Source organism: Thalassospira xiamenensis M-5 = DSM 17429 (assembly GCF_000300235.2).
GTDB lineage: Bacteria > Pseudomonadota > Alphaproteobacteria > Rhodospirillales > Thalassospiraceae > Thalassospira > Thalassospira xiamenensis.
The window spans coordinates 1,994,460-2,019,288 of sequence record NZ_CP004388.1; the positions used below are offsets into that span (position 1 = coordinate 1,994,460).

Genomic DNA, 24,829 nt, shown 5'->3' on the forward strand with positions numbered 1-24,829 from the left:
ATGCGAAGGCCCGCAATAAAACATGCGGGCCTTTGTGGTTTTGCCTTGAAGTGGGCAGGCGATCAGAAATCGGCTTCGATTACGCGATCACGGATTTCGGTCGCCATGTTTTCGGCCAGCTCATCAATCCCCATGGTTCTCTGATGCTGAAAACCGAGGCGACGGACCGAAGCTGTTTTTTCCTCTGCTTCGCGTTTGCCAAGAGCAAGGATCAGCGGGATTTTCGCGTGGCTGTGTTCGCGAACCTTGTAGCTGATCTTCTCATTTCGAAGATCAAGCTCAACATTCAAACCTTTGGCCCGAAGTGCTTTTTTGACGTCCTCTGCGTAGCTATCGGCTTCGTTGGTGATCGAGCAGATCACGGCATGAACAGGTGACAGCCAAAGCGGCAGGCGGCCGGCATAGTTTTCGATCAGAATGCCAATGAAGCGTTCGAGCGAGCCAAGGATCGCGCGATGCAGCATGACCGGACGATGCTTTTCACCATCTTCGCCCATATAGGACGCGTCAAGGCGTTCAGGTAGTACGAAGTCGGCCTGAAGCGTGCCACACTGCCAGTCACGACCAATCGCATCACGCAGAACAAACTCAAGCTTCGGCCCATAGAACGCGCCTTCGCCCGGGTTAATTTCAAGCGTCAGACCAGCTTCTTCGGCGGCTTCGCGAAGGGCGGCTTCTGCCTTGTCCCAGATTTCATCAGAACCGGCACGGACTTCCGGACGGTCCGAGAATTTGACGAGGATGTCGGTAAAGCCGAAATCCTTGTAAACCGATTTCAGAAGGTCACAGAAAATCTTGGTTTCCGAGACAATCTGGTCTTCTGTGCAGAAGATATGCGCGTCATCCTGAATGAACTGACGCACACGCATGATGCCATGCAGGCCGCCGGACGGTTCATTACGGTGGCAGCAGCCAAATTCAGCCATACGCAGCGGAAGATCACGATAGGATTTGCTGCCCATACGGAAAATCTGCACGTGGCACGGGCAGTTCATCGGCTTGAGAGCCAGAACCTTTTCCGGGTCGTCTTCATCCGGGGTTGTGGTGAACATGTTCTCGCGGAACTTTTCCCAGTGGCCGGATTTTTCCCAAAGGATACGGTCAACAAGCTGCGGTGTGCGCACTTCCTGATAACCTTCGGCATCAAGACGTTCACGGATATATGTTTCTACCTTGCGATACAGCTTCAGGCCCTTGTCGTGCCAGAAAACCGAACCCTGTGCTTCTTCCTGCATGTGGAAGAGGTCCATTTCGCGGCCAAGGCGGCGATGATCACGCTTTTCGGCTTCCTCAAGCATGTGCAGGTAGGCATCGAGGTCTTCCTGCGTTTCCCAGCAGGTACCATAGATACGTTGCAGCATCTCGTTATCCGAGTTGCCACGCCAATAGGCACCGGCAACCTTCATCAGTTTGAAGGCTTTGCCGATCTTGCCGGTCGACGGGGCATGCGGGCCACGGCACAGGTCAATGAAATTGCCCTGGCGATAGCAGGTGATGGTTTCGGTTTCCGGAAGATCGCGGATGATCTCGGCTTTATAGTTTTCGCCCTTGTCGAGGAAGAATTTGATCGCTTCGTTACGATCCCATACTTCGCGTTCGATTTTCTCGTTCCGCTCGACGATCTTGTGCATCTGCTTTTCGATCTTGATCAGATCGTCCGGCGTAAAGGGCGTCTTGCGGGCAAAGTCATAGTAGAAACCGTTTTCGATGGACGGGCCGATCGTGACCTGCGTGTCCGGATAGAGTTCCTGAACCGCTTCGGCCATGACATGGGCGCAGTCATGCCGGATCAGCGGCAGAACTTCCTTGTGCCCCTTGGTCACGATTTCGATGGCGGCATCAGTATCGATTTCGCGCGACAGGTCGCGCAATTCGCCGTTAACGATGATGGCAAAGGATTTCTTTGCCAGCGAGGGACTGATGCTTTTGGCAACATCGAAACCCGATACAGGACCGTCAAATTCGCGTACGGCGCCGTCCGGAAGGGTCAGGGCAATCATGTCTGGCTCAACTCTGCTTTATCTGCGGGCATAAATGTCATGTGCGCATTTTTCAAACCCGCATATTTACGCGGGCTTTAGGCACAAGAAAAGGAATTTCAGGATGAGGTCAAGTTCGCTCTTTGAAAAAAGCGACCGGGGAAACAACACAAAAAGCCGCGTTGCCCGAAAGACATGCGGTGATTGTGCATTCCATCAATTTATCGTCGGCCATGCCGTGCATTGATGCTATCCCGTTAATTGAAAAGCCAATATAGCATCAAAAGAGAGCAGGGCAAGCCGTAACCCGGTTAATATTTTACAGCAGTTCCTTGTTCTTGTAGTTTGCAAAAACACCAGATTGAAACGGCGCCACCACGCCAGAGCCTGATGAAAGTACGCCCCGTATGTCCAGTCCCGAAGTGCGCCGAAATGTTCTGTTTTTAAGTTTATGTGTTGCCCTGTCGGCGAGCGCGATGTCACTGCTGTTTACGGTTGCAGCCGTAATCGGTTATTCGCTGGCGCCAGATAAATCACTTTCTACGTTACCGGTTGCATTCACCATGATTGCAATGATGGCGACGACCGCTCCGTCGGCATTGATGATGAGCAGGTTCGGTCGCCGTGTCGGGTTCTGGATCGGATCTGGTATCGGCATGGTCGGTGCCGTGGCAGGCATGGGGACGGTCTATTGGGGGAATTTCTGGTTGCTGTGTGTAGCTTGCGCCTGCATCGGGTCTGCCAATGCCATCGCCATGCAATATCGTTTCGCCGCAGCCGAGGCTGCGCCGCCGGAATTCCGTTCTCGTGCGATTTCACTGACCATGCTGGGCGGGCTTGCTGCTGCCTTCGTCGGACCAAACCTGGCAAGTTTTGCACGCAACTGGTTTGATACGGTGCCATTTCTCGGAACTTTCCTGGCACTGATCGGGATTCAATTTCTGCTGGTTCTGGCGATCAGCCAGTTGCGCCTTCCTGATATGCGCGGCACCAAGCATGATGAACCGGCGCGTCCGCTCAGAGTGGTGATAGGGCAACCTGCCGTGATCGTTGCAATGATTGCCGGGGCACTTGGCTATGCGGTCATGAGCTTTGTCATGACAGCAACACCACTTGCGATCCTTGATTGCAATTACGAGTTCGGCGATGCCGCCTTCATCATTCAGTGGCATGTGGTGGGTATGTATGCGCCAGGTTTCTTTACCGGCAACCTGATCCGCCGGTTTGGTGCCCTTGGCATCATTCAGGTGGGGGCGGTGCTGAATCTGATCTGTCTCGCATTCGGTTTGGCCGGGGAGGATTTGATCGACAATTTCTGGCCGTCTCTTGTGCTGCTTGGGGTTGGATGGAATTTTATGTTCGTTGGCGCGACCACCTTCCTGACCGAAAACTATCGTCCGGCGGAGCAGGCCCGCGTACAGGCGATCAATGAATTTGTGGTGTTTGGTACTGTTGCCATTGCATCATTGTCAGCTGGCTCGATATATGCTGGGGCGGGATGGTCAACCTTGCTGTATTCGGCGGCCTTGCCGGTTGGGTTGGTGATGTTGGTGCTTGCCGGATACGCGTTGCGCCGCCGTCATCAACCGGCTTGAAAACTGCAAAAGGCCACTTGATGCGGCCTTTTTCGTGTCAGTGATGCCCGGCAAGAATATCAAGTGCGTGGGACCGAAATTCCCGATTGTATAAAACCAGCGTAACCCATGCGGCGCCGATGATGAACGCGACCGGATGATAGAACCACGCAAGTGCTGACAGCGCGAAGAAATAGGCGCGAATGCCGCGATTGAAATTGTGCGCTGACATCATGCTCATGCGTGATGCCCGGGCAGCTGCCCTGGCTGCATCCGGTGCGCTTGGGTCCGGGGCAGCACCGATCAGGATCGAACAATAGTTCGACAGACGGAATGCCCATGTGAACTTGAAGAACGCATAGATAAAGATCAGAATCAGCAGCACGACCTTGCATTCCCAGACTGCTGCCGTTGTTTCGACGGCAAAGGGCAGGGCGGATACCGTTTGGATTGCTTTTTCGGTGTAGCCAAGAAGTGCGATCAAACCAATCAGGACCAGAATGGTAGTCGATGAAAAGAAACTGATGCCGGTGATCAGGTTGCCCGCGATGGAGGTGTCAACCATGCGCAGATTACGTTGAAGCATCTGTTCCATCCAGCGATGCCGATTGCGCGCCATATGTGCCGAAATCGAATTACGCCGTCGCGAACTCGCATCGGCAAAGATGGTATAGCCCACCCACCAGAGAAATGCCCAACTAACAGCGGCAATGTCGAGTAACGTAAATTCGGGCATAATGTGATCCGTCTTTAAATTCGTTTCGACCGTAAAACACGGCGGCCTGTAACTTCATCCTACTGAGGATACATGTTTCTTCGCAATTGGGTTTAATGTTTCCTGTATTCATTCCGATCTGTGATCCATGCATGTCTGATCCCTATTGACCCGGTGCGGGTTGTGTTTTTCACCGATACAGAGTATGAGCGGCGCAAATTTTCACTGGAGAGCGACATGAGCGACCTCGAAAACGATCTTGGCGAAGACATCGACTTCGAAGAATTCGAAGCGCACACCGAACAGCTTCTGGCCGAAGGCCGTAACAAGGACGATCTGTTCGAATTTATCGGTTTCCTGAACATCAATGAAGTCGGCACGCACATGATCGCGGCCGAGATGGTTCTGGACGAAGATGCCATCGACCAGATGAGCAAGACGCTTCGCAAGCTTGATGTTGATCTGGGCCCGCTTGGTGAATTGACCGGTGGTCTTAAAGGCGGCGAAGACGTCAAACGTGCGCTTGCGGCTCTGTTCCTTGAATTGGTAGAGCTGTGCGAACTTGATGAAGACGATGAAGATGCCGGGGATCTTTCCGAAGAAGCGCTGGTGCTTTTGAATTTCGTTAAACGCTTTAATCCGCAGATGCGTCGCCTGACGGTGGCACTGACCGATACCGATGATGACGATGTCGCGTGCGAGTACGAAGTCACCAACTGGTAAGTCTTGGGACTTGCCCTTATGACAAAATATCATGTAGGCAAAGGCAGGGTGTTTTCATCCTGCCTTTTTCTTTGCCGGAGCCACCATTGTGACCACAGCCATTCTTGATGACGCGTCTGCACGTCTTCAGTCTTATCTTGATCGTTACGCAAAGGGGCAGGAACCGGTGGCGGATGCACCGCGACTTCGCCAATGGATCATTGATCATCAGGTTGATTTCGCGTCGGTCTTGGATTGCGATCTGAAAAGCTGTGCTAAAATCGTTTATGACTTTTCAAGCAATGACGATGTGGTGATTGGTGGTACCAGCGATCCGGCGCGCCAGACCGAAATCATGTGGCAGCAGATGGCGGATGCCAACGCGCCGGTAGGTGTCGGTCGTTATCGCGAAGACCGGATATGTTATCAATCCGATCAATTCAAAAATGATGGCGAGGCGCGCAGCCAGCATCTTGGCATTGATCTTTTCGCCCCGGCGGGTACGCCCGTTTATGTGCCACTTGATGGCGTCGTCCACAGCTTTGCCGATAACAATCTGCATCTTGATTATGGGCCGACCATCATCCTTGAACACAATCCGGAACCGGATGTGACTTTCTATACATTGTATGGTCACCTCAGCCGTGAATCGCTTGAGGGTCTTTATATCGGACAGCCCGTGGAAAAAGACCATCTGTTGTGTGCTTTTGGCGATTTCCCGATTAATGGCGACTGGATTCCGCATCTTCATTTTCAGATTATTTTCGATATGCTGGGTAAAAAGGGAGATTATTTTGGGGCGGCAAAGCCATCGGAATGGGAAATCTGGGAAAGCATCTGTCCAAATGCCAATCTGATCCTTCAAATGCCTGAAAATGTGACGGCAAAGCGGGGGGACCAGTAATGCAGCCACGGCTTAAGGCTGGCATCTGGGTTCGCGGGCAGATTGCGATCTGCCAATCAAAGCTGATTACGGCGATGGTGGTGCACATGGGCAATGAAGATGCCGGTGCGGTGCTGCTGAAGCTCAATCGTTTTGCGGCCGGATGCTATGTCTTTTCGCGGGTGACGACACTTGATGGCGATATGGGCTGGATGCAGGTGGCCGGTGGCGCGGATGGTGGACGCGAGACCGAGTTCGCCTGCGACGAATACTGGCGCAAACAGGTGAAATTTGATCGCGATGTCTGGGTGCTGGAGATCGAGGATCACAAGGGCGAATACGAGCTTGATGCGCCACTGGTCGATTTTTGATGGATGAGATTTCCGAAGTGCTAAATCAAGAAGGGCTCGCAAGATGTTGCGAGCCCTTTGGTGTTTTGGCGAGGGCCAATCAGGCGGTGCGCTGCAGCAGGTGGTAACCGAAATCGGTTTCCACCACGTCGGACGTGGTGCCGACTTCCATGTTGAAAGCAGCGGCATCGAATTCCGGAACCATCATGCCACGTCCAAAGAAGCCAAGGTCGCCGCCCTGTTGACCGGAAGGACAGTCAGAGTTTGCTTTGGCGACTTCACCGAAGTCAGCACCATTGGCGATCTGGTCTTTGAGCGCGTTGATTTCGGTAAGCGCTTCTTCTTTGGTGCGGGTTGCACTGGAGCGTGCCGAACCAGCATACATCAGAAGAATGTGCGACGCGCGAACTTGTTCACTCATAACTCGTCCTTTCTTCCACAGGTGGGTTGCACCCTGCGGATTTTCTGCAAGATTAGAAATCTATGGGGAATGCAAAGGGTCCAAACCGATGCACAAGCGTATATACGCGTGTACATGGGCTTGGGCCCTAGACTTTCTCCATGCCTTGTGGCTTGTTACGACAAAATGATCAGAGATGAAAGAGAAGAGGCGTTTTAATGCTTGCTGTCGTTTCTCCGGCAAAGAAACTTGATTTCGAAACGGATGCACCTGAAATGGCCGTTTCAGAACCGCAATTTCTCGACGATACTGAAGAACTTATTGAAGTTGCGCGTAAAAAAAGCCGCAGCGATTTGATGAAGCTGATGGGGATCAGTGAAAATCTTGCTGATCTGAATTATCAGCGCTTTGCGCATTTTTCACGGCCTTTTGATCGCACAAACGCCAAGCCGGCAATTTACGCGTTCCGTGGTGATACCTATGTCGGTCTTGATGCCGACACGATGGATCAAAAAGATATCGCCTGGGCCGAAAACCATTTCCGGATGCTTTCGGGCCTTTATGGTCTTTTGAAACCGCGTGATTTGATGCAGCCCTATCGTCTTGAAATGGGAACCCGACTTTCGAACCCACGTGGCAAGGATCTTTATGCATTCTGGGGTGATAAGATTGCCAGACAGATCAATACTATTATCGCTGATCACAAGAACCGCAGCCTGATCAATCTGGCATCGCATGAATACTTCAAGTCGGTGAAAGAAGATGTGCTTGACGGTCCGGTGATCACGCCGGTCTTCAAGGAAGTCAAAGCCGGTGTTGGCAAGGTCATTGGTTTCTCGGCCAAACGTGCACGTGGCATGATGGCGCGTTACATGATCGACAATCGTCTGGAAAAGCCCGAGGACCTTAAATCGTTCGATATGGACGGTTATCGCTATCAAAAAGATCAGTCGAATGATAACGAGTGGATATTTACACGCGAACATAACTGATAACAGAAGTGGTGCGATCGTATGACCGACGACCATCTTGAGCAGCTTGAAGATGACAACCATCTGCCGGAAGCTCATCCGTTTTCCGGATATCTGCGGACTTTCTTCCGTGGACCGGGGCGTTCACGCAGCCTGACGCGCGAAGAGGCATTTGAAGCCTTTTCAATGATCCTGCGTGACGAGGTGGAACCGATCCAACTGGGCGCGTTTCTTTTGATGCTGCGTTATCGTGCCGAAACGCCCGAAGAACTGGCAGGCATGATCGAAGCCGTTCGCAAGGCCGCGCGGCTTGAGCTGGACGATGAAAGCCTGATTCCGGAAAAATGTCATCCGATGCTGGATTGGCCATCCTATGCGGCAGGGCGTTCGCGCGGTTTGCCGTGGTTCGTGCTGTCGGCGATGTTGCTGTCGCGGAATGGTATTCCGGTTCTGATGCATGGCTATAATTCGCACCTGACCAACGGTGTGAGCACCGAGGTTGCGGTCAAGACGCTAAAATTGCCCTTGGCGATGTCGGCCGACGAAGCACGTTCCGATATTGCGTCGAAGGGCTTTGCCTATTTGCCGCTGCGCCACATCCATCCGAAATTGCAGGAGCTGATTGGTCTGCGGCCTTTATTGGGGTTGCGCAGTCCGGTCAATACCCTGCTGCGTCTGCTTAATCCGTTGCAGGCGCGTGCGGCGTTTCTTGGCGTATTCCATCCGGCGTTTCTTGATGTTCACCGGGAAACGGGAAAGCTTCTGGAATTACCGCGTATTGGCGTCATCAAGGGCGGCGGCGGTGAGGCGGAACGCACACCGTTCAAGCATGTCGATCTTCGTATGCTTGACAATGGCGAGCTTAGCGACGTTCGCTGGCCGGCACTTCTGGCGCGGACTGAAAAGGACGATGAAGACAACAGCCCGGTGACCTTGCAGCATTTTATGGCCGTATGGCGCGGCGAGGTCGAAGACAGTGCCGCGATTGCGCGCATCAAAGGCAGTGCGGCAATGGGGGCGTTCCTTGCAGGCAAGGCCGACTACATGGACGAAGCCGAAGCACTGGTTGATGGCTGGTGGGAAAAACGTGACCGCAAGATCGGTTAAAAATCGCAGTTATGAGTGACTGCGAAATCAAATCACGGGATGGTGAGACGAGCCATCCCCTTTTGTTATTTTCAGAATGAAGAGTTTGGTTCTTTCAGGAACGCAATTTCATCTGGCGTTGATGTCCGCCCCAGAATGTCATTACGGTGCGGATAGCGACCGAAACGATCAATGATCCGTTTGTGTTTGATTTCGTAGCCATGATTGTTTTCAAGGCCCGGCTGGTTAAACAAATCCAGTGCGATTTCGTGAATGGCTTCTGATTCCGAATGCATGTAGGGCATATACAGGAAGGATTTTTCGGCGGGCTTGGTCAGTTTGGTATCAAAGCCATGTGCAATGGCTTCCTGTGCCAGAGCGAGTGCCATAGGGTCGGAGGCAAAGGATTCCGGTTTGTCGCGATAGATGTTGCGAGAAAATTGATCCAGAATAATGATTTCAGCCAGTCGGCCATGTGCGGTTTTGCGCCAGCCATACAATTCCCCGGCTGCCGCGGCGGCATGAAAATCAGCAAATCGTTCTGCGATATAACGGTCAATTGCAGTGTCTTTTTCAAACCATTGTTTAGGCTCAAGTTCCTTGAACCAGAACACAAGAATGGATTCAGGTTTCATGGGGCGTTTCCCGTTCTTTTAAGATTGCTGAAGCATAGGCGAGCTCGCAAATGCCAGCAAGTCAGGCTTTGGATATAACGCCATCCTGAAGGCGAACGGAACGTGTTGCGACATGATCAAGAAATAGATGATCATGGGAAATGATCACCATCGCCTGCGGTAAAGAGCGCAAAATTGCGATCAGACGTTGCTCGACATCGGCATCAAGCCCGTTGGTTGGCTCGTCAAGCAGAAGGATTTCGGGCGACATCGCCAGAACTGTTGCAAGTGCAACCAGTCGCTTTTCACCACCGGAAAGCTGATAAGTGATCCGGGTTTCAAATCCGCCCAGTCCGAGATCAGCTAGCGTTTGCATAGCTATTTTTCGCGCATCATAGCGCGATTGACCAAGGTTAAGCGGGCCAAACATCACGTCTTCAAGAACGGTCGGGCAGAAAAGCTGATCATCGGAATCTTGAAACAGCAACCCAACCCGGCCGCGAACGGCGCGAAATTCTGATTCTGTTTCGCATCTTGACCCAAGAATGGCTATCTCGCCATTCTCTGCTGTGACTAAACCCATCAGACAATGCAACAGGCTGCTTTTTCCAGCGCCATTCGCCCCCATCAGGGCCAATCTTTCACCGGTCCGCAGGTACAGGTCCACACCATTCAAGACCTTGCGCCCGGTGGGGAAGGTGAAATGCAGGTTTTTGACTGTGATCAGATCAGCGGCGGACATGCGACCTCCAACCCGATCAGGGCAGCGGTGAAAAGGATGAGGGCACTGGCAAACAGATAATCCTGAGGACTGAACCGGGGCAGGGAGCCGAAATGCATATGACCGTGATAGGCACGACATTTCATCGCCCAAAGAATGCGTTCTGAACGATCATGGCTGCGCACCAACAGCATCCCAAGTAAATATCCAAAACTGCGCCAGCTATGACGATTGTTACGCGCGACAAAGGCGCGTGCCCGCATGGCAACATGCAGGCGCAGATATTCCCGCCGCAAAAGATCGATATAGCGAATGGTAAACATGAAAAGCGTCACCAGCTTTGCCGGAACGTATATCCCCTGCAAACCCCGCCCCAGAAGGATTGCATCCATTCCGCCCATCAGTGCAATCAGAACAAGTATCGCAGCATTTGCCTTAAGCGCGATCAGCACGGCCTGGAACAGTCCCTGATAGCTGGCGTCAAAACTCCAAAGGGTGAATATCACATCACCGGGCACGGTAAAGGGCAACATGATCAGCATCACAAGGATGAAGCCATCCATGGTCAAAACCATTTTAAGTGTTCTGGACCAGTTGGGTTTGGCAAAACCGGTAATGATCGCAGCGACCAGAACCAGCATTGCCAATGGTTGCCAGCTTGAAAAACTGACGGCTGTTACGATCAGTGCGAGAGCTGCCAGCAAACGACAGCGTGGATCAATCCGTGACAGAACTGAATTGGATCGTGACGGTACAAGGACATTTGTCGCCCCGATCATGGTTTTTCATTCTGCTGATCGGGCCGTGATTTTCCGGCCCTGAACCATGCAAAGGCCCCGAATATTCCGACGATGACACCAATCCCACCCAGAAGATCGGAGAATCGGACTTTGTCCTCATAGGCAACCAGCTGTTCGCGCAAGGGCCGAACATGACGGGATACAGCCGCATCAATCAGGTTGTCCAACTCGTCCCGCGAAAGGGTGACCGTTGTGTTGGAACTATCCGTGGCAATGATTGTCGATGGGGGATGTGTTTTTTCGTTTTGAGACGAGGATGCTGTGTCAATCTGGCTGACCTGAACATCGATACCTTCATTTCCTGAGGGCAATTGACTGGAAAGCTCATCACCATTGATTTCGAAGCTGGCGATATGGCCATCACCGGAATTGGCTTCGATGACATAATCCTGTTTGTGGCTGACGCGAAGTTTGAATTCACCCTGATCATCGGTCTTTCCGGCAAAAATAACGCGACCTGTATCATCGAGAAGCTGGATTTTCGCATCATGTGGCCGGGCACCGCCCCCGAAATAGGCATAGCCGTCGATGACGTCGCCGTTTCCCATCGCAAAAACATGCAGGCTGTGTGCCTGGGCATTGACGGATATGAACAGCGTGCCGATCAGAACAGAAAATACGCATAAAACGGGAAATCGCGGCATCGATCAGGCCGCATTTCGAAGCGAGCCGACGGGGGCCAACATGACCGGACGGACTTTTTTGACAAGATGCACGGCTGCTGCGGTCAGGATACCTTCAACCACCATGACCGGTATGTGGCTCATGACCACAAGCTTTGCGGTTGGAACAAATTCCTGCCCGCTGGCTGCAAGTGACAGGCCAACCATTATGCTTGAAAGGGCAATGGCACCGGACCCGGCGACAAAACCTGCCAGCAAGATCGATTTACCTTCGGCACGTGTCAGAAACGGTGAAACCAGCCACCACATCAAAACCGCAGGCAGGGCGATGTTGATTGTATTTACACCCAGAACGGTGATGCCGCCGAAACCAAAGAAAACCGCCTGCAATAACAGTCCGATGAATATTGCCGGGAAAACAGCCCAGCCCAGCATCAACCCTGCCAAGCCATTGACGATAAGATGTGCGCTGCTTGGCCCGACAGGAACATGGATCAGGGAAGCAACAAAGAAAACCGCACTCATCATCGCCACACGGGGCATCGCATCAATATCGATTTTACGAAGTCCGTAACCGATACCTGCAACCGCAAAAACGGCGCCGGCTACAACGACTTCACTCGATAGGGCTCCATCGACGATGTGCATGGTCAAATCCCTGTTAAGTGCATTTGCAATCCTGACGTCTACAGGACTGGCCTGCAAACGGATCAATTTACGTGTGCATTTTGTTCTGGTGGGGCAGGCAGGTCATAAATCCTACCTGAAAATCGTAGCGATTTCGCAGTCGCGAAGTCAAGCGGGTTTCATATTTTTTACAAATAAGTATGACAGGCCTGGCGTGTTGCTCGAAAGTCAGTCCATTGGGTCGGTTTTAACCCAGATAACACCGCCGCGTTCGACTGGGACCTGATCATCCGATCCTGGGGCCGTCATCGTGCCATCTTCGACCAAGGCGGCAAACGCCCACCAACCATCATGGGGCATGGCATAGTTGAAAACACCATTGCCATCGGCTTTGATGACCTGCGTTGAAAAACTTTCGTTTGGTAGTGTGATGCTGCCGTCATTGGCATATTCAACCTCGACCTCGGCAAACGGTACCGGTTCGCCGTTATGACGGACAATCCCGCTGAATACATTACCTGTCCAGATGCCATAGGGGCGGGTCAGGGGCTCTATCTCGACCGGGAAGCCAACCATCTGGTCCCATTCTTCACCGGCACCAAACGCATCAATGATCGTTTTGGTGTACTGGATGATGTATTTACCCTCGGACGGTTCGAAATAGGGAATCGGTTCGACATAAAGCGCGTATCCGCCGGGACGATCAATATGGACAGTGGCGTCGAAGGCTGCTTTGCCATCGACCGTCTTTGCCACCAGACTGTCGCCAAGATCGGTTTTATTGCCGTTGGTCTGAATGCCAAACCGAACCGGCCGTGCCATTTCCATTGCCGGGCCATTGGTCATTGGATGGGTAAAGGTCAGGTCGACCTCGATATCGCGACCGGTTTCCTGAGTGACCACGTTGGTTGACGGGATCATCTTCTGGAAGTGGGCCTGTGCAGCATGCTGGGCACCGATCAGCAACCCAAATGAAAAGCCCGCGGTCACGATAAACCGGAAAGGAATCGACATCTTTCTGTCCTGTGAAACTGGAATGATGCCGTACCCTATGGCGACCGATTTGCCGGGTCAATCCATTGAAACAAGATGTTTCATAAAATATTTTAAAACGTATGATTCTCTGGGATTTATCGAAACCGGCGATGAAAGCCGGTTTCGATATGGTCATATGGTCTTGTTAACTGGATGCCTTTATCAGGGGATTGTCATCAATGTCGGTTTCTGATGCCAGTCGCGCATGCTTCTGGCGTTGTTTCTGTCGCCATGTGTCGAGGAACAGCAGGATTGGTGCCGCGATATAGATCGACGATGTCGTGGCAATCACAACGCCGAACACCATCGGAACGGCAAAACTTTCAACGGCAGACCCGCCCCAGATCGCCATTGGCACCATCGCAAAAAGGGTTGTCAGAGATGTGAAAAGGCACCGGGCAAGTGACTGGTTGATCGACATGTCGATGATTTCACGCATCGGCATTTTTCGATAAAGCCGCAGGTTTTCACGCATCCGGTCATAAACCACCACCTTATCATTGACCGAATAGCCGATCAGGGTGAGCAGGGCTGCAATGGCCGTCAGATTGAAGTCGAGCCCCATAATCGCGAAAAAGCCGATGGTCTTGGTCACATCAAGGATCAATGTCACAATCGCGCCAACGGCAAATGGCCATTCAAACCGCCACCAGATATAGCACAGCATCGCGAGGCTTGCGAAGATGACAGCGCTGACACCAGATTGGGCCAATTCACCGCTGACTTTGGGACCAACGACTTCTGTGCGTTCAAAATCTGCTGCCGGATCAATTGATTGCACGGCTTTCTTAACTGTCTCGACGGCTGCTGTCTGTGTCTGTTCGCCGCCTGGCTGACGTTCAACCCGGATCAGGATATGGCCATCCTTGCCGATATCCTGAAGGCTGACATCGCCAAGCCCCAATGTCGAAAGTTCCTGTCGCAAGGCTCCAAGGTCAAGCGGGCTGTTACCGTTATTCGCACTGCCACTGGCAACTTCAACCTGAATGCCGCCCTTGAAATCAACCCCGTAATCAAGACCGGGTTTGAAGAACAATCCGATTGAAATAGCAGACAGCAAAAGCGACATTCCGATGCCGAGAAAACGTGCCCGCATGAAAGAAATGCTGGTTTTTTCGGGCATGAAACGCCAAAGCGGTTCAATGACGAGCTTTTTCATACGGGTGCGCCAGACGATTTCGGTCATGATGACCCGAACCACGGCAACCGCGGTAAACATCGAAATCACGATGCCAAGACCCATGGTGATGGCAAAGCCACGCACCGGGCCGGACCCGAACTCAAACAAAAGGGCGGTTGCGATAAGGGTTGTTATGTTGGAATCAACAATCGTGGCATAAGCACGCTTGAACCCGGAATCGAGCGCCATGAACGCCGAAAGGCCCCTTTTGGTTTCTTCCCTGATACGTTCGTTGATCAGAACGTTGGCATCAACTGCAAGCCCGATCCCCAAAACAATCCCGGCAATCCCGGGCAGGGTCAACGTTGCCCCCATAAGACCAAGCGCACCAAATGTCAGTATGACGTTAAGCCCCAATGCCAGATTGGCGATAAGCCCCCAGCGGCCATAAAGCAAAAACATCAGTCCGGTTACCAGAGCCAAACCGATCAAGCCGGTATAAAGGCCCATTTCGATGGCATCTGCACCAAGGTCGGGGCCGACGGTCCGTTCTTCGATCACGGTCATTGGTGCGGGCAGAGACCCGGCACGAAGAAGTGCAGAAAGTGTTACCGTTTCACCAACCGTAAAGCTGCCGCTGATCTGGCCCGAACCACCGGTTATCGCTTCCCGGATGACTGGTGCGCTAAGGACTTCGTTGTCCAGAACAATGGCAAAGGGTTTTCCAACATTGGCGCGTGTGATATCGGCGAACTTTGCCGCACCGGCCGTATCAAACCGGAAATTGACAACTGGTTGATGGCTTTGCGGATCAAATCCGGCATGGGAATCTGTCAGATGATCGCCCGAAAGGGCTGGAGTACGATGCAAGTGATAGCTTTGCCCGTCCTTGTCCTGCAAAGTTAGTACACTGCTGTCGCGTTTATCGGTCCTGCTGCGATCCGCGAGCATATAGAAGCCAAGCTTTGCGGTGCTGCCCAGAAGTTTTCGGACCTGTGACGGGTCCTGAACGCCGGGCAACTGAACCAGAACACGATCACTGCCAATCCGTTGGATCGTTGGTTCCGATACGCCGATCTGGTCGATGCGGCTTCGAATGATCTCAAGGCTTTGCTGGGCGCTGGCGTCGACCCGGTTGCGAATGCCCTGTTCGCTAAGTGCGATATGGATGCTGTTATCGGATGGCGCGGTAATGACAAATTCTGCCGTTGATCCGTGTCGTGGTGTTTCAACCTGCACATTAGCAAGGTCTTCCAGAGCATCAAGGGCACCATCGTGGTCCTTGGTATCAGACAGGCTTACAATCACCTGATCATTACTGATCTGAATGCTGTTGGTGTCGACATTGGCCTTGCGAAGGGCGTTTGTGACATCATCGCGCGTTATTTCAAGGCGTTCGGCGATCATTGCCGCAGTATCGATTTCAAGCACAAGGTGCGATCCGCCTCGCAGATCAAGGCCAAGGGCAACCTGGCGTGTTGGTAAAAATGAGGGCCAGTCTGCAAGCTGAGCCGGGGTGAAAAGGTTTGGCAGGGCTGTCAGGAAACCTGTCAGAAGGACAAGGCTATAGACAACCACGCGCCATCTTGATGTACGCATGAAAAATAAACTCCGCACAGCAGTCAGACCGGGCCAACCTGATACCCGGTTATGCTGTCATCTGATATTTCTGGAAACACGGCGCATATCGTGCCGCGATTATGAGTAGGAGAAATCAGACCCGAAAGGGCGGAGCGCGCGGGGAAAATGGAAGAATTTCAGCGCCATGAGTGGGGATTGCACTTGCCACAAAGATGCATTTTGCCCGTTGGGCGGCTGTATGCTGTGTGACCGACGGTACAACAACGGCATCATCGGGGAAGGTTGGCTTATGGCTTGGTAAATCGTCCGGGGTTTGGCGGGGACTGGCAATGGCACGATCCAGTGCCACCGGAAGGACTGCCTGCGACGGGCCGCTATCATGATTGACGCTATTAAACGGATAGGGGAAAGTCGACCCGTCGGAAATTGGCGTGTCAGTAACGGATGTGCCGCCACCAAACAGGATAAGCGCGCAAGCAATCAGGCAAAATGCAGCATGGCGCAACAAACCCGGCAGGGATTGACTACGATCACGATGATCTATTGCCTTTGCGGCTTGGCTCGGTGGTTGGTTCATATTGGTCCGGCAGCGGTGAAACAGCGACAGATATGGCGTGACGTCTGATAAAACACAAGCCCGGCAATAAAATCTAATCGGGCATCGAGGTAACAAGGGGAACATGAAATGCTCAGGATGGTTTATGTCACGCCGGATGGCGGGCGTCATTGGGTCGATTCTACCTGGCGCGAAACCTCAACACTTCATAATGCGGTGGCCAATTGTGCACCTGGTGATTTGATCCGTTTGATGCCGGGAAACTATTTCCTGCCTGAACCGGTTGATATCCCGATAAGCGGCCTTGAAGATCAGCCGATCATCATTCGCGGTGAATATGGTGCCATTCTTGACGGTCGCCGTCCGCCTGATCCCGAAGTTTCGGCAATCGATCCCGGATGCGCCAAATACGCGGCGTTTCGCATCATCGGAAAGCGCCATATTCGTCTTGATAATATCCGTATCGAACGAGCATGGCCGAGTGCCGTCTATATCCGCGACAGCAATGATCTGATATTCAAAAACCTTCAAATCCGGGGCGGAACATATGCCTTTTATGCGACGGGCGAGCACACATCACGCATCATCATCGAAAATTGCGACTGGATTCAGGATGATGTGATCTGGCGGTACCTTGACTGGGCGATGATCCATGACGGCGAAATCACTCCGGGCAAGGAAGCACCATATCGATACCTGAACGGTGCATTTTTTGGGGCGGATGACATTGCGGGCGATATCGTAATCCGTGGAAACGATGTGCGCCACTGCTATAACGCCGTTCGAATGGATGTATCCGCAACCAATCTGCAAAAGCCGATCGGCAGTTTTAACCGCAATGTCCGCATCATTGATAACCGATTCAGTTTCGTCCGCGACAATCCGATTGAACCCGAAGCAACTGCTGTGGGCTGGTGGGTGGCCTATAACCAGTTTTACAACTGCCACAAACTTTTTTCGCAGGATAATCTGGCTGGCGGGTACTGGTATTATTTCGGCAATCGCGGCTGGTTTGATAGCCGCCCGGGGCCGGAGGGTGATGAAAACAACGGTGGTGCCGTTTTCAAATTCGGCAAGTCAAGCCATGCGCAGCCAATCATGCCTGTTGAATGCTTCCACAACAGCTTCTTCCTGCGTCAGAAATACGTCAAAAAGGGCGCAACCAGGATGTGGCAAAACCGGCGTAATGCCATTGGGTATGCCAATCCGGCGACTTTGCCCATCAACCTGATGCCGCTTGATCAGACATTGTTTGGTCATACTGACGAACTTGATCTTGGCAGGGATGAAGATCGCGGTGTGCGGTTTTCCGGTGATGTGTGCAATCACGCGACTTATCCCGCAATATTTGATGCCTGGCCCGGTGTGCTGAGCAATCCACGGCCGGCAGCAGGGCCGATATTCAAGGCGGGTATTTGTGGTGACCTGGAACTGGTGCCCGAATATGCCGAGGGTTTCCGTGATCCGCTCGAAGTCCCAATGCCCGATGGCACCGTCTGGAAATCCGATCCCCAAAGCTGGCCCGGGGCATTGACCGGCAAAAGCTATTCAACGGTCCGGACTATGTGCCGGTTGATTTGGCATTTATTCGTACCAAGACGAACGAAAGTAACTCGAATGCAGGGGACTAGGGGGATTGGCGACGTTGTCGTAATCTTGGGAATGGCCTGCAGCGAAGTGACGTAAGCGTAAATATATTGACTTGTAAGTACCAATGTTGCGATGTTGCACCATTGCATTCATTCAATAAGAAAAACCATGAACGATAAGCTGTACAGCATTACCGAGCTTGCCGAAGAGTTCGACATCACGCCGCGCGCTATCCGATTTTATGAAACCAAATGCCTGCTATCACCCCAGCGGGCAGGTGCGACGCGTGTATATAACTATCGTGATCGCGCGCGCCTTATGCTGGTGCTGCGTGGCAAACGTCTTGGTTTTTCGCTTGAAGACATCAAGGAATATATTGATCTTTATGACGCTGAACGGTCGGGTGCAGATCAACTGGCGCATCTGATGCTGGTCGGGCGTCGTCGCATTTCCGAACTGGAACAACAGCTTGAAGACGTTCAGACAACCTTGGGCGAACTTCGCAAAATCGAAAGCGAGGCCGCCGACGCTTTGCGCGAAAAGGGGATTGACCCAGAAAAGGCATTGGCACACATCAAATCCAAACTGACGCCTGAAACCGCGTAATTTTTGGATGTCGTCTGATGGCAAAATAAAAACCCGGCCAATTCAATGTGACCGGGCTTTTTTCATGATTTATCAACCCGATATCAGGCGACGTCGCGTTGCAAGGGCAGGGTGACTTCAAACACTTCCTCATCGGCAAGATATTTGCGCGAGAAGCCCAGTTTTTCGCAAAGCGTCAGCATACGGCGGTTATCTGGTAGAACCTGTCCGATAAAGGTTTCTGTCCCTTTCTGGCGGCAGAATTCGATCATCTTTTCCATTAATATGCGGCCAAGCCCGCGCCCTTTGATGTCTGAACGAACCATGATCGCATATTCGGCATGCTCGTTGTTCGGATCTATTACGACCTGAACAATGCCATGGATATCGCCTGCTTCTGGCCCCTCTGGCACGATGGCAAGGAATGCCATATCCCTATCGTAATCAAGTTGTGTCTGGCGGGCCATTTCCGAATGCGGCAATTCACGGACCGAGCCAAAGAACCGGAAATGAATGTCTTCCGGTGTCAGTTTCGACATGAATTCATAGTGCTTTGGCTCGTCTTCTGGCTTGATCGGACGCAGAAGATATTTTGTCCCGTCTTCAAGGATCAGTTCCTGTTTCAGGTGGCGCGGATAGGGGTGAATTGCCAGACGTTGATCATCGCCAACCACTTTTGGTGTCACCTTGATCCGTGCGTCCAGTGCTATCACCCCGGTCTGATCAATCAGAAGCGGGTTCATGTCGAGTTCAAGCACCTCGCCAAGATGCACAACCAACTGTGACAGCCGCACCAGCGTGACGTAAAGCTGTTCGAGGTTGACCGGCGGCACATCGCGATAACCGCGCAGCAGATTATAGATACGCGTTCCTTCCACAAGCTCGCGCGCCAGCTTCATATTCAGCGGTGGTAGCGCCATGGCCCGGTCGCGGACTACTTCAACTTCGACCCCGCCATGACCAAACAGGATCACCGGGCCAAAAATTGGATCGGTGGTCATGCCAACGATCAATTCACGCGCACCAGCACGTTTGATCATTTCCTGAACGGTAAAGCCTCGTACCCGCGCATTTGGGAATTTCTGTTTGACGGTCCGCAGCATCTTGTTGCCGGCAGCTCGGAGCTCTTCGTCACTGTCGATATTCAGAACCACACCGCCAACGTCGGACTTGTGGCTGATATCATCCGAGAGAATCTTGAGCGCGACCGGATAACCGATGGCATCCGCCGTTTCGATGGCGTCATCAACCGATTCTGCGGCTACGGTTTTGACCGTATTGATGCCATAGCATTCCAGAACTGCTTTTGCCTCTGGCTCGGTCAACATATCCCGCCCCGAATGAATGGCTGTGTGGATGATCTGGCGCGCCTTGTCGGTTTCCGGCGTGAAGTCCTGCGGAACTGATGGCGGCGTTTCCATCAGGACTTCCTGCAATTTGCGGTAATTCACCATATGCTGGAAGGCGGCAACGGCATTTTCCGGGGTGCGATATGTCGGGATCCCAGCGGCATAAAACAGATTGCGCGCCTTGGCGACGGTTGCCTCGCCAACCCAGTTGGTCAGGATGTTTTTGCGGCTGTTCTTGATCGCATCAATCACGCCTTGGGCAACTTCCACCGGATCGGTGATGGCTGTTGGGGCATGCATGACCAGAAGGCTGTCGATATTGGGATCTTTCAGGACCGCATCAATCGACTTTGCATATCGTTCGCCCGGGGCATCGCCGATAATGTCGATCGGGTTTGCATGTGACCAGGTCGATGGCAAGACACCGTTAAGCGCCTCGATCGTGCTATCTTCAAGCTTGGCAAGATGGCCTTGGCGTTCAATCAGGGCATCAACGGCCAAAACGCCAATACCGCCCCCATTTGTGATAATGCCAAGTTTGTCGCCCCGGAACGGGCGCATACGTGACAAGGTTTCTGCGGCGGAGAACATTTCCGAAACTGTATAAACGCGCAGAACGCCCGCACGTTTGATGGCGGCATCAAACACGTCATCGGCTCCGGCCAGCGCGCCGGTATGCGATGCGGCTGCGGCTGCACCCTCGGCAAAGCGGCCCGATTTGATGCAAAGGATCGGCTTATTGCGCGATGCGGCGCGTGCTGCGGAAATGAAACCGCGGCGTTCCTGAATGGATTCGATATAAAGCATGATCGCACGCGTATTCGGATCCGACCCCAGATAATCGATCACGTCGCCGAAATCGACATCGTCGCATTCGCCTAACGATATAAAGTGCGAAAAACCGATGCCGCGTGCCGCCGCCCAGTCGAGAACAGCGGTGCAAAGCGCGCCCGACTGCGACACAAAAGCGATTTTGCCACTGCCGATGCTTTGATGACTGAAACTGGCATTGAGTCCGATACCCGGCACCATCAGGCCAAGACAGTTTGGGCCCAGCAGGCGCATTTTGTGGCTTGCGGCAATTTCAAGCATCGCCTGTTTCACGCTGCGGCTATCGTCATATTGTTCGGCACCAAGACCCGCGGTCAGCACGATGGCTGCCATGCAGCCTTTGGCGGCAAGGCATTCCATGGTTGGCACAACGGCTTTGGGGGGGACGCAAATAACGGCAAGTTCGGGAACAACCGGCAGGTTTTCAACATCAGGGTAGGCCAGAACACCACCAATTGACTGGCTGTGCGGATTAACCGGCATGATCGGTCCGTCAAAACCGCCTGCCAGCAGATTGCGCATGATCACCTGTCCAACGGAATGGGACCGATTGGATGCGCCGATGACTGCGACCGATTTTGGTTTGAAAAGATGGTCCAGATTGATCGTGCTCATGACCGAATTCCCGCTTTTTCCATGGGGCACGCGATGACGCGGCCGGTGGCAATTGAATGGCCATCATATTTGTTCCGGCCACCTGTCAAAATCCGCTTTCGCAGATGCGAGATCATATTTCGTCAAAGAGTATATTGTTTTGCTGTGGATCAATAAAGCATTGTGGACATAACGGTTTCGCACAACCGTCATATGCCATCCAAACATCTGCTGATCGGCAAGTTTATTTAATCGGCTTTAATTAATGCAGATGCCCATTATGACTTTCGTCATCGAAACGCTCGGACTGTTCAATCCATTCCTCGACTTCGCTGGCACTTTGCATGGCCAGCGCTATTTCCAGATCATTTTGAACATGGGCAAGGCTGTCAAACATCGGGCACCAGCCAAATGCCTGGATACGTTCATCGGTCGTAGAGGAAATTGTAAACAGATCACCATCTATCCGGTGCACAAGGCCATGAATGACATCGTCTTCGCAGACAATCATCCAGCCCTCAGTCGCACCGGAAAGCGTGCCAAGTTTCACTTGTTTCAATTCGATTTTGGCTGTTTTCATGGTCGATAGGTCCGGTTTTGGGGCGGATAAAGCAATATCAAAAGAAAAAGGGACCGAACAAATTGTTCGGTCCCTTTTTAATTGGCTCCGGCAGCAGGACTCGAACCTGCGACCCAATGATTAACAGTCATTTGCTCTACCAACTGAGCTATGCCGGATCACGGTTGGCACTCCGTTCGAAGCGCGTGGCAGGGGTATAATAAAACAGCTTTGATCCCGCAAGACCTTTTTGAGAAAAAATGATCCGAAATCCATCTTTTTTCACGGTATCGTATCGCCCGTCGCCTTCCGGTTAATTGAACGCCTGTTTCCTGTGCCTGTAAATGCTTAGGGGACCGGATGCCCCTGTGCCGCGACCAGAATTTCAAACCAGTCCTGCCGATCAAATTGAACGCCGCAGGATGTTGTTGCATCAGTAATGCGGTGTGTCTTCATGGTGCCAAGGACCGGCACCGGCTGACAGGGCAGGCGCAACAGCCATGCAATTGCAACTTCGGCGATGCCGGGCAGGTTATATTTGTCACGCATTCGTTCTAGAACGGGGCGCAAGCGGTCGGCTGTCACATCATTTTGCGCGTTGAACAGTCGTGCGCCACCAAGTGGTGACCAGATCATCGGATGGATCCGCTTTTGCTGCATCTGATCAAACGTGCCATCAAAGATCGTGGCAAGTTCCAGAACCGAACATTCCACCTGATTGGTGGCGAGCGGTGTATCTAGTCGGCTTTGTAACAGATTGAATTGTGACGGCGTAAAGTTTGAAACACCGAAATGACGAACCTTACCGGACTGGCGGAGTTCGTTGAATGCATCCGCAACCTCGTCGGCGATCATCAGTGGATCGGGACGGTGGATCAAAAGCATGTCGATACTGTCGGTTGTCAGGTTACGAAGCGAATTTTCAACCGATGCCAGAATATGCGCCTTGCTGGTGTTGTAATGATTGATCCGGTTGTCAGGCCGCGCATCCTTGACCAGTGCGACATCGCACTTGGTCACGATTTCCATTCTCTTGCGCAGTTCTGGTGCTTTTGCCAGCGCCTCGCCAAAATAGGTTTCGCATCCGTAGCCTCCATAAATGTCGGCATGATCAAATGTGGTAATCCCAGCATCAAGGCAGGCGTGGATCAATGCCAGAATATCACCGACATTTTTGATGTCCGTGCTGTCGCGCAATCGCCATGCGCCCCACGCCAATTGCGAGAAACTCAAATCCTTGGCCATGTGACGGCGTGAAACAGGGGATGACATATATTGATCCTAATCGAAGTTCAGGGCGGATGATGCGCTATTGGTAGCAATTTGCAGGGCAGGGCACAAAAGCACAAACCCCCGGAACAGAGTTCCAGGGGTTTGTGGCTCCGGCAGCAGGACTCGAACCTGCGACCCAATGATTAACAGTCATTTGCTCTACCAACTGAGCTATGCCGGATTAGTGGAGGCGCGAGCCGGAATCGAACCGGCGTGCAAGGATTTGCAGTCCTCTGCGTAACCACTCCGCCATCGCGCCTTCGCGTTGGCTGGCCGGTGTATAGCCCTATCGAATACAGGCCGTCAAGCACCCAATTTTAGATTTTTAAACAGAAAACAATCTGAAGATCGCCAACAAACAATTTGTGCGCGGATAAATCCATTCTGGATATGTTTTCAATATGTTTTCGCGAATAATTGCCGCTCTGCCGTTGATCCGTTGTTGTCAGTTGCCCATGTGCTGACTATAAACAGGGCAACATCTGTGACGTGGTTTTGGGGACAAAGACCGGTTGCAGGCTTTTTCTCGCGAGAATTTTCAGGTCAGATAAACATGGATTACCAAATCGCGCGCCATAACATGGTGGAAAATCAGGTTCGGACCAACAAGGTTACCGATCCCTTGGTCATCGCTGCGATGGAGGAGGTTCCACGCGAGCTGTTCCTGCCGGAAGGCAAGCGTGGCATTGCCTATGTCGATGAAGATATTCCTGTCGGAAATGGCCGATATGCGATGGAGCCGATGGTAATCGCACGCATGATGCAGTCTGCCGAGATTGCACGTAGCGACGTCGCGCTGGTGATTGGCGCAGGCTATGGCTATACGGGAGCAGTTCTTTCGCGCGTTGCCGAAACCGTGGTTGCGGTTGAAAGCGATAAGGAAATGGCATCCATCGCTGAAAAGACATTCCAGGCGCACAGCTATGACAATGTCATCGTGGTGGAAGGCAATCTTGCCGAGGGTTACGCCAAGCAGTCGCCGTATAATGTGATCGTCTTTGACGGTGCGGTTGCCGAAGTTCCTGCCAACATTCTTGATCAGCTTTCCGAGGGGGGGCGTTTGCTGGTTGTCGTTCGGGCACCTGGCAAGGTTGGTGTTGCGCGTCTTTACGAACGTGAAAACGGGGTCGTTGGGCATCGTGATCTGTTCGATGCCAACATTCCCTATCTTCCCGGGTTCGAACCGGCAGAAAGTTTCGTGTTCTGATATGATTTTGTTTTGCCCGGGGAAAACTCCGGGCAAAATTTTATGTAAACCGGTTCAGCAACCCGATCAGGAAAATAGAGCAGGTAAGCAGGTAAGCAGGTAAATGGTGCGCGATCTTCGATGCAGCGAACTGGCATCAAGTCTTGAAGGAAACAATCCCCTCGTACTTGTTGATGTGCGCGAAGATTGGGAATTGGAGATTTGCGCAATCGCGGGCGCGATCCATATACCTTTGGGCGAATTGGCGGACCGGGCAGGGGAACTTGCCCCCGAAAAACCGGTCGCACTTCTTTGCCATCATGGCGTTCGCAGTCGCCATGCCGCAATGCTGCTTGAGGATCGCGGATTTAAAGATGTTTTTAATGTTGCTGGCGGTATAGATGTCTGGGCGTTGGAAATCGACCCGGATATGACACGTTACGATTGATAATTTGATGGCGAAAAGGTCGGCATTTTTATTTTTTCTCAAACAAATGCCTCTTTTGTTGGAAAATATTCGTTCCGT

24 protein-coding genes and 3 tRNA genes are annotated in these 24,829 nt (G+C 52.4%); 10 read left to right on the top strand and 17 right to left on the bottom strand.

Annotated elements, in window-relative coordinates; translation table 11 throughout:
• Positions 1-62: 62 nt before the first annotated feature.
• The gene (thrS, locus tag TH3_RS09365; protein ID WP_007092158.1) at positions 63-2,000 is read right to left on the bottom strand and encodes a threonine--tRNA ligase; all 1,938 of its coding nucleotides are present in this window, start codon (positions 1,998-2,000) and stop codon (positions 63-65) included.
• Between the two features lie 386 nt (positions 2,001-2,386).
• Between thrS and TH3_RS09370 the strand changes: the two genes are divergently transcribed.
• A complete protein-coding gene (locus TH3_RS09370; protein WP_007092159.1) occupies positions 2,387-3,574 on the top strand; it encodes an MFS transporter in 1,188 nt (395 codons plus the stop codon).
• Between the two features lie 37 nt (positions 3,575-3,611).
• On the opposite strand, the gene TH3_RS09375 is transcribed toward TH3_RS09370, so the two are convergent.
• Positions 3,612-4,289, bottom strand: a complete 678-nt coding sequence (locus TH3_RS09375) for a DUF599 domain-containing protein (RefSeq protein ID WP_007092160.1) — start codon at positions 4,287-4,289, stop codon at positions 3,612-3,614.
• A 216-nt stretch (positions 4,290-4,505) separates the two neighbouring features.
• Here TH3_RS09375 and TH3_RS09380 point away from each other — a divergent pair, with 216 nt between their 5' ends.
• The 3 genes from TH3_RS09380 (at position 4,506) to TH3_RS09390 (ending at position 6,224) form a co-directional block, all read left to right on the top strand.
• Positions 4,506-4,991, top strand: a complete 486-nt coding sequence (locus TH3_RS09380) for a hypothetical protein (protein WP_007092161.1) — start codon at positions 4,506-4,508, stop codon at positions 4,989-4,991.
• Between the two features lie 88 nt (positions 4,992-5,079).
• Positions 5,080-5,874 (top strand): peptidoglycan DD-metalloendopeptidase family protein, encoded by a 795-nt coding sequence (locus TH3_RS09385; protein ID WP_007092162.1) that lies wholly within the window; start codon positions 5,080-5,082, stop codon positions 5,872-5,874.
• On the top strand, positions 5,874-6,224 hold the full coding sequence (locus TH3_RS09390) for a DUF1491 family protein (protein ID WP_007092163.1): 351 nt from the start codon (positions 5,874-5,876) through the stop codon (positions 6,222-6,224). Before TH3_RS09385 ends, TH3_RS09390 begins: the two co-directional genes overlap by 1 nt.
• 79 nt (positions 6,225-6,303) lie before the next feature.
• Here TH3_RS09390 and TH3_RS09395 read toward each other — a convergent pair whose 3' ends face one another.
• Positions 6,304-6,624, bottom strand: a complete 321-nt coding sequence (locus TH3_RS09395) for a peptidylprolyl isomerase (RefSeq protein WP_007092164.1) — start codon at positions 6,622-6,624, stop codon at positions 6,304-6,306.
• Positions 6,625-6,821: 197 nt separating this feature from the next.
• On the opposite strand from TH3_RS09395, the gene yaaA reads away from it, so the two are divergent.
• Together yaaA and TH3_RS09405 are read left to right on the top strand one after the other, a co-directional pair.
• Positions 6,822-7,595 carry a peroxide stress protein YaaA gene (gene yaaA / locus TH3_RS09400; protein WP_007092165.1) on the top strand — a complete coding sequence of 258 codons (774 nt, stop codon included), beginning with the start codon at positions 6,822-6,824 and terminating at the stop codon, positions 7,593-7,595.
• Between the two features lie 21 nt (positions 7,596-7,616).
• Positions 7,617-8,681 (top strand): glycosyl transferase family protein, encoded by a 1,065-nt coding sequence (locus TH3_RS09405; protein WP_007092166.1) that lies wholly within the window; start codon positions 7,617-7,619, stop codon positions 8,679-8,681.
• Positions 8,682-8,752: 71 nt separating this feature from the next.
• Here TH3_RS09405 and TH3_RS09410 read toward each other — a convergent pair whose 3' ends face one another.
• From TH3_RS09410 to TH3_RS09445, 8 genes are all read right to left on the bottom strand, one after another.
• Entirely contained in the window at positions 8,753-9,295 is a 543-nt protein-coding gene (locus TH3_RS09410; RefSeq protein ID WP_007092167.1) for a DUF924 family protein, read from the bottom strand.
• A 61-nt stretch (positions 9,296-9,356) separates the two neighbouring features.
• Positions 9,357-10,016: an energy-coupling factor ABC transporter ATP-binding protein gene (locus tag TH3_RS09415; protein ID WP_007092168.1), complete on the bottom strand. Its 660-nt coding sequence runs from the start codon at positions 10,014-10,016 to the stop codon at positions 9,357-9,359.
• Positions 9,998-10,774, bottom strand: coding sequence for a cobalt ECF transporter T component CbiQ (gene cbiQ / locus TH3_RS09420; RefSeq protein WP_007092169.1), 777 nt, complete (start codon positions 10,772-10,774; stop codon positions 9,998-10,000). The genes TH3_RS09415 and cbiQ overlap by 19 nt, the downstream gene beginning before the upstream one ends.
• On the bottom strand, positions 10,771-11,439 hold the full coding sequence (locus TH3_RS09425; RefSeq protein ID WP_007092170.1) for a hypothetical protein: 669 nt from the start codon (positions 11,437-11,439) through the stop codon (positions 10,771-10,773). The genes cbiQ and TH3_RS09425 overlap by 4 nt, the downstream gene beginning before the upstream one ends.
• 3 nt (positions 11,440-11,442) lie before the next feature.
• Positions 11,443-12,066 carry a cobalt transporter CbiM gene (gene cbiM, locus TH3_RS09430; RefSeq protein WP_007092171.1) on the bottom strand — a complete coding sequence of 208 codons (624 nt, stop codon included), beginning with the start codon at positions 12,064-12,066 and terminating at the stop codon, positions 11,443-11,445.
• A gap of 207 nt (positions 12,067-12,273) precedes the next feature.
• Positions 12,274-13,059, bottom strand: coding sequence for a DUF4198 domain-containing protein (locus TH3_RS09435; RefSeq protein ID WP_007092172.1), 786 nt, complete (start codon positions 13,057-13,059; stop codon positions 12,274-12,276).
• A 166-nt stretch (positions 13,060-13,225) separates the two neighbouring features.
• Entirely contained in the window at positions 13,226-15,799 is a 2,574-nt protein-coding gene (gene secD / locus TH3_RS09440) for a protein translocase subunit SecD (RefSeq protein ID WP_007092173.1), read from the bottom strand.
• A gap of 115 nt (positions 15,800-15,914) precedes the next feature.
• Complete coding sequence (locus tag TH3_RS09445) at positions 15,915-16,358, bottom strand: hypothetical protein (protein ID WP_007092174.1); 444 nt, start codon at positions 16,356-16,358, stop codon at positions 15,915-15,917.
• Positions 16,359-16,466: 108 nt separating this feature from the next.
• Between TH3_RS09445 and TH3_RS09450 the strand changes: the two genes are divergently transcribed.
• Complete coding sequence (locus TH3_RS09450) at positions 16,467-18,023, top strand: right-handed parallel beta-helix repeat-containing protein (RefSeq protein WP_139328149.1); 1,557 nt, start codon at positions 16,467-16,469, stop codon at positions 18,021-18,023.
• A gap of 72 nt (positions 18,024-18,095) precedes the next feature.
• Entirely contained in the window at positions 18,096-18,533 is a 438-nt protein-coding gene (locus tag TH3_RS09455; RefSeq protein WP_007092176.1) for a MerR family transcriptional regulator, read from the top strand.
• An 83-nt stretch (positions 18,534-18,616) separates the two neighbouring features.
• Here TH3_RS09455 and TH3_RS09460 read toward each other — a convergent pair whose 3' ends face one another.
• The 6 genes from TH3_RS09460 to TH3_RS09485 all read right to left on the bottom strand — a co-directional run bounded on the left by TH3_RS09460 (position 18,617) and on the right by TH3_RS09485 (position 23,376).
• Positions 18,617-21,307: a bifunctional acetate--CoA ligase family protein/GNAT family N-acetyltransferase gene (locus TH3_RS09460; protein ID WP_007092177.1), complete on the bottom strand. Its 2,691-nt coding sequence runs from the start codon at positions 21,305-21,307 to the stop codon at positions 18,617-18,619.
• A gap of 241 nt (positions 21,308-21,548) precedes the next feature.
• A complete protein-coding gene (locus TH3_RS09465) occupies positions 21,549-21,866 on the bottom strand; it encodes a hypothetical protein (protein ID WP_007092178.1) in 318 nt (105 codons plus the stop codon).
• 82 nt (positions 21,867-21,948) lie between these two features.
• Positions 21,949-22,024: transfer RNA gene (locus tag TH3_RS09470), tRNA-Asn, on the bottom strand.
• 169 nt (positions 22,025-22,193) lie between these two features.
• The gene (locus TH3_RS09475) at positions 22,194-23,117 is read right to left on the bottom strand and encodes an aldo/keto reductase (RefSeq protein ID WP_007092572.1); all 924 of its coding nucleotides are present in this window, start codon (positions 23,115-23,117) and stop codon (positions 22,194-22,196) included.
• Positions 23,118-23,222: 105 nt separating this feature from the next.
• Positions 23,223-23,298: transfer RNA gene (locus tag TH3_RS09480), tRNA-Asn, on the bottom strand.
• 4 nt (positions 23,299-23,302) lie between these two features.
• Positions 23,303-23,376 (bottom strand) — tRNA-Cys (locus TH3_RS09485).
• A 294-nt stretch (positions 23,377-23,670) separates the two neighbouring features.
• Here TH3_RS09485 and TH3_RS09490 point away from each other — a divergent pair.
• Both TH3_RS09490 and TH3_RS09495 read left to right on the top strand, forming a co-directional pair.
• Positions 23,671-24,324, top strand: a complete 654-nt coding sequence (locus TH3_RS09490) for a protein-L-isoaspartate O-methyltransferase family protein (RefSeq protein WP_007089653.1) — start codon at positions 23,671-23,673, stop codon at positions 24,322-24,324.
• A gap of 103 nt (positions 24,325-24,427) precedes the next feature.
• A complete protein-coding gene (locus tag TH3_RS09495) occupies positions 24,428-24,751 on the top strand; it encodes a rhodanese-like domain-containing protein (RefSeq protein WP_007089652.1) in 324 nt (107 codons plus the stop codon).
• Positions 24,752-24,829 lie beyond the last annotated feature (78 nt).

Coding starts and splice junctions, on each gene's coding strand:
- thrS (WP_007092158.1), bottom strand. CDS start 2,000: ATGATTGCCCTGACCCTTCCGGACGGCGCCGTACGCGAATTTGACGGT.
- TH3_RS09370 (WP_007092159.1), top strand. CDS start 2,387: ATGTCCAGTCCCGAAGTGCGCCGAAATGTTCTGTTTTTAAGTTTATGT.
- TH3_RS09375 (WP_007092160.1), bottom strand. CDS start 4,289: ATGCCCGAATTTACGTTACTCGACATTGCCGCTGTTAGTTGGGCATTT.
- TH3_RS09380 (WP_007092161.1), top strand. CDS start 4,506: ATGAGCGACCTCGAAAACGATCTTGGCGAAGACATCGACTTCGAAGAA.
- TH3_RS09390 (WP_007092163.1), top strand. CDS start 5,874: ATGCAGCCACGGCTTAAGGCTGGCATCTGGGTTCGCGGGCAGATTGCG.
- TH3_RS09395 (WP_007092164.1), bottom strand. CDS start 6,624: ATGAGTGAACAAGTTCGCGCGTCGCACATTCTTCTGATGTATGCTGGT.
- yaaA (WP_007092165.1), top strand. CDS start 6,822: ATGCTTGCTGTCGTTTCTCCGGCAAAGAAACTTGATTTCGAAACGGAT.
- TH3_RS09405 (WP_007092166.1), top strand. CDS start 7,617: ATGACCGACGACCATCTTGAGCAGCTTGAAGATGACAACCATCTGCCG.
- TH3_RS09410 (WP_007092167.1), bottom strand. CDS start 9,295: ATGAAACCTGAATCCATTCTTGTGTTCTGGTTCAAGGAACTTGAGCCT.
- TH3_RS09415 (WP_007092168.1), bottom strand. CDS start 10,016: ATGTCCGCCGCTGATCTGATCACAGTCAAAAACCTGCATTTCACCTTC.
- cbiQ (WP_007092169.1), bottom strand. CDS start 10,774: ATGATCGGGGCGACAAATGTCCTTGTACCGTCACGATCCAATTCAGTT.
- TH3_RS09425 (WP_007092170.1), bottom strand. CDS start 11,439: ATGCCGCGATTTCCCGTTTTATGCGTATTTTCTGTTCTGATCGGCACG.
- cbiM (WP_007092171.1), bottom strand. CDS start 12,066: ATGCACATCGTCGATGGAGCCCTATCGAGTGAAGTCGTTGTAGCCGGC.
- TH3_RS09435 (WP_007092172.1), bottom strand. CDS start 13,059: ATGTCGATTCCTTTCCGGTTTATCGTGACCGCGGGCTTTTCATTTGGG.
- secD (WP_007092173.1), bottom strand. CDS start 15,799: ATGCGTACATCAAGATGGCGCGTGGTTGTCTATAGCCTTGTCCTTCTG.
- TH3_RS09445 (WP_007092174.1), bottom strand. CDS start 16,358: ATGAACCAACCACCGAGCCAAGCCGCAAAGGCAATAGATCATCGTGAT.
- TH3_RS09450 (WP_139328149.1), top strand. CDS start 16,467: ATGCTCAGGATGGTTTATGTCACGCCGGATGGCGGGCGTCATTGGGTC.
- TH3_RS09455 (WP_007092176.1), top strand. CDS start 18,096: ATGAACGATAAGCTGTACAGCATTACCGAGCTTGCCGAAGAGTTCGAC.
- TH3_RS09460 (WP_007092177.1), bottom strand. CDS start 21,307: ATGAGCACGATCAATCTGGACCATCTTTTCAAACCAAAATCGGTCGCA.
- TH3_RS09465 (WP_007092178.1), bottom strand. CDS start 21,866: ATGAAAACAGCCAAAATCGAATTGAAACAAGTGAAACTTGGCACGCTT.
- TH3_RS09475 (WP_007092572.1), bottom strand. CDS start 23,117: ATGTCATCCCCTGTTTCACGCCGTCACATGGCCAAGGATTTGAGTTTC.
- TH3_RS09490 (WP_007089653.1), top strand. CDS start 23,671: ATGGATTACCAAATCGCGCGCCATAACATGGTGGAAAATCAGGTTCGG.
- TH3_RS09495 (WP_007089652.1), top strand. CDS start 24,428: ATGGTGCGCGATCTTCGATGCAGCGAACTGGCATCAAGTCTTGAAGGA.